This window comes from Sphingomonas sp. LH128 (assembly GCF_000293195.2).
GTDB lineage: Bacteria > Pseudomonadota > Alphaproteobacteria > Sphingomonadales > Sphingomonadaceae > Novosphingobium > Novosphingobium resinovorum_A.
The window spans coordinates 1-3,347 of sequence record NZ_ALVC01000428.1 but is presented as its reverse complement, the minus strand read 5'-3'; the positions used below and the strand labels follow the sequence as shown (position 1 = coordinate 3,347).

At 66.6% G+C, this 3,347-nt stretch carries 4 protein-coding genes; 3 read left to right on the top strand and 1 reads right to left on the bottom strand.

Features of this window, described 5'->3' with window-relative positions:
* Window positions 1–154: 154 nt before the first annotated feature.
* Window positions 155–670 carry a sterol desaturase family protein gene (locus LH128_RS27195; RefSeq protein ID WP_008832916.1) on the bottom strand — a complete coding sequence of 172 codons (516 nt, stop codon included), beginning with the start codon at window positions 668–670 and terminating at the stop codon, window positions 155–157.
* A gap of 214 nt (window positions 671–884) precedes the next feature.
* Here LH128_RS27195 and LH128_RS27190 point away from each other — a divergent pair, with 214 nt between their 5' ends.
* The 3 genes from LH128_RS27190 to leuC all read left to right on the top strand — a co-directional run bounded on the left by LH128_RS27190 (window position 885) and on the right by leuC (window position 3,278).
* The gene (locus LH128_RS27190) at window positions 885–1,247 is read left to right on the top strand and encodes a hypothetical protein (RefSeq protein WP_008832915.1); all 363 of its coding nucleotides are present in this window, start codon (window positions 885–887) and stop codon (window positions 1,245–1,247) included.
* Window positions 1,248–1,349: 102 nt separating this feature from the next.
* A complete protein-coding gene (locus LH128_RS27185) occupies window positions 1,350–1,613 on the top strand; it encodes a hypothetical protein (RefSeq protein WP_008832914.1) in 264 nt (87 codons plus the stop codon).
* A 216-nt stretch (window positions 1,614–1,829) separates the two neighbouring features.
* Window positions 1,830–3,278: a 3-isopropylmalate dehydratase large subunit gene (gene leuC / locus LH128_RS27180; protein WP_008832913.1), complete on the top strand. Its 1,449-nt coding sequence runs from the start codon at window positions 1,830–1,832 to the stop codon at window positions 3,276–3,278.
* Window positions 3,279–3,347 lie beyond the last annotated feature (69 nt).

Genomic DNA, 3,347 nt, shown 5'->3' with positions numbered 1-3,347 from the left:
GAACGCAGCGACGCGATGGATTGAGATAGTCCTCCCTGTCACGAAGCGATGGGGAGGGGGACCGCCGACACAGTCGGTGGTGGAGGGGGAAGAACCCCTCCGTCAGCCCTGCGGGCTGCCACCTCCCCATTCCTGCGGAACAGGGAGGATATACCTAGTCCACCGCCTCGCGCAGCACGGCGATGCCCTGTTCGCGCTGCGCCCGCAGTTCCCGCTTGAGCACCGCCGGATCGCGCGCGACGACGAAGCCGAAGCTGACGCCGCCTTCCTTGCCGATGGTCGCATGGTGCAGCTTGTGGGCCTGCACCAGCCGCTTGGCATAGCCGCGCTTGGGCACCCACCGGAAATAGCGCTGGTGGACCAGGCCGTCGTGGATCAGCGTGTAGATCACGCCGTAGACCAGCACGCCGAGACCAATCCACGTGCCCGGCCACCACGCACTTGCGCCCATCACCATCGGCGAGCCGAGTGCGAACATGGAAATGCTGATTGCCGCCCCGAACACGGCATAGAGGTCGTTCTTCTCCAGCATCCTGTCGTGCGGCTCGTGGTGGTCGCGGTGCCAGGCCCAGCCGAAACCATGCATGATGTACTTGTGGCTCGACCACGCGACGAACTCCATCGCGGCAGCGGAGGCAAGGACGATCAAGACGGCGGCAAGGGCGGACATGGCCTTGCCCTTATACTGCCAACGCCTCTCTTCACACACAAAATCCCGTCATCCCCGCGCAGGCGGAGATGACGCGACTGAAGCTGCGACACTCTCTTACAATTGCACACACCCTTGCGACGGGCCGTCTAGCTGACGTTCAGTTTCACAAGCCTAATCCTGAATGCATCGGAAGCGACCTTCCGAAAACAGTTTCCAGCAAGGAGTGCGACCCATGCGCCAGTTCACCAAGTTCATCGCCCCCGCCCTGATCGCCGTCACCGGCCTCGGCGCCATCGCCCCCGGCATCGCCGAGGCCGCGCCGAACCGCCACGTCCAGGCCGCCCGCCACTACGACATTCGCTCCGACATCCAGGGCCTGCGCGCCAATATCGACCGCGCCGCCGCCCGCCGGACGATCTCGCAGCGCGAAGCCTCGGGTCTGCGCCGCGACGTGGTCGATATCCAGCGTCTCTACGGCCAGTACTCGCGCGGCGGCCTCTCCGCGCAGGAGACCCGCATCCTCGGCAACCGCGTCAACAAGGTCTACGCCTCGCTGCGGATGGAGCGCCACGATTACGACCGCCGCCGCGGCTGATCGGCGACCGGGAACCCCAAGTCGCGGAATAATCCGGCAGCCTTTGCCGTAGCCCGCGGTTTCCCTCCCGGCAGAACAATCCCCCCACACAGGAATCCCCCCATGAACAAGCTGACCAAGATCATCGCCCCCGCCCTCGTCGCGCTGCTCGGCGGCGCCTCGCTGGCCCCTGCCGTCGCCGAGGCCGCACCCTACCACCACGACCAGCGCGACCATGCGCGCCGCGGCCACCACGCCCCGCCGCGCTACGTGAAGCATCACCGCGCTTCCAAGCACTACTGGCGCAATGACCGCCGCCATCACGACGACCGCCGCTATCGTTCGCGCTACGATCGCCATGACCGTTACGATCGTCGCCACCACTGATCGACCGGGCCGGTGACCCTGAATTCCGGCCCGCACCTTCCCGAACGCGCCCGGCCGCAAGGACCGGGCGCGTTTTACATGGCGGTGCGAGCACCTCGCAACAGCAACGATCGATCGTCAGACCAATTCAGATTGAATGAAAATTTCACTCGAAGGGCGCAGCGAATCGCCCTGCCCCTTGAATTTCGCAAGGGTGGGGCCTAATCGCGCCTGATCATGACAAACGCACCCCGCACCCTCTACCAGAAGATCTGGGACGCCCACGTCGTCGATAGACGCGACGACGGCACCGGCCTCATCTACATCGACCGGCACATCGTCCACGAAGTGACGAGCCCGCAGGCTTTCGAGAGCCTTCGCGCCGCCGGTCGCCCGGTGCGTCGCCCCGATCTTACGCTCGCGGTGCCTGACCATAACCTGCCCACCACCGCGCGCCGCGACGCGAACGGCAACCGCGTGCCGATCGCCGATCCGCAGAGCGCCCAGCAGCTCGACATGCTGGAGAAGAACGCGCCTTCGTTCGGCATCCGCTACATCGGCGACGCCGATCCGGAACAGGGCATCGTCCACGTCGTCGGCCCCGAGCAGGGCTTCTCGCTGCCCGGCGCCACCATCGTCTGCGGCGACAGCCACACCGCCTGCAACGGCGGCCTGGGCGCACTGGCCTTCGGCATCGGCACGTCCGAGGTCGAGCACGTGCTGGCTACCCAGACGCTGCTGCTCAAGCAGTCGAAGACCTTCGAAGTCCGCGTCGAGGGCACGCTCGGAGCCGGGGTCACCCCGAAGGACGTGATCCTGCACGTCATCGGCGTCATCGGCACTGCCGGCGGCACCGGCTACGTGATCGAGTATACCGGCAACGTCTTCCGCGAGATGTCGGTCGAAGGCCGCCTGACGGTATCGAACATGTCGATCGAGGGCGGCGCCCGCGCAGGGCTCGTCGCACCGGACGAGACGACTTTCGCCTACGTCAAGGGCCGCCCCTACGCGCCCAAGGGCGCGGACTGGGACAAGGCCGTGGCGTGGTGGAAGAGCCTGGCGACCGACGAGGGCGCGACTTACGACAAGTCCGTGTTCATCCGCGCCCAGGACATCCAGCCCACCGTCACCTGGGGCACCAGCCCCGAGGACACCTCCGGCATCGGCGGCTTCGTCCCCGCGCCTGAGGACTTCGCCGACGCCTCCAAGCGCGATGCGGTCAAGCACAGCCTCGACTACATGGGCCTGACGCCCGGCACGAAGTTGACCGACGTGGAAGTGCAGAACGTCTTCATCGGCAGCTGCACCAACAGCCGCATCGAGGACATCCGGGCCGCCGCCGAAGTGCTCAAGGGGCGCCACAAGGCCGACAACGTGAAGTGGGCGATCGTCGTCCCCGGATCGGGTCTGGTCAAGGCGCAGGCCGAGGCCGAAGGTCTCGACAAGATCATCATCGATGCGGGTCTGGAATGGCGCGAGCCGGGCTGCTCGGCCTGCCTTGCCATGAACCCCGACAAGGTGCCTGCCGGGGAGCGCTGCGCCTCCACCAGCAACCGCAACTTCACCGGCCGTCAGGGTCCGGGTGCGCGCACCCACCTGATGAGCCCCGCCATGGCCGCCGCTGCCGCCGTCACCGGCAAGCTGACCGACGTGCGCGACCTCGCGCCAATGACTGAACCGGCCTAAGCTGATAGGATCTCCCCCATGTCCAACGATTCCGACAACTCGCTCGCAGGCCGCGCCGCCATCGCCGCC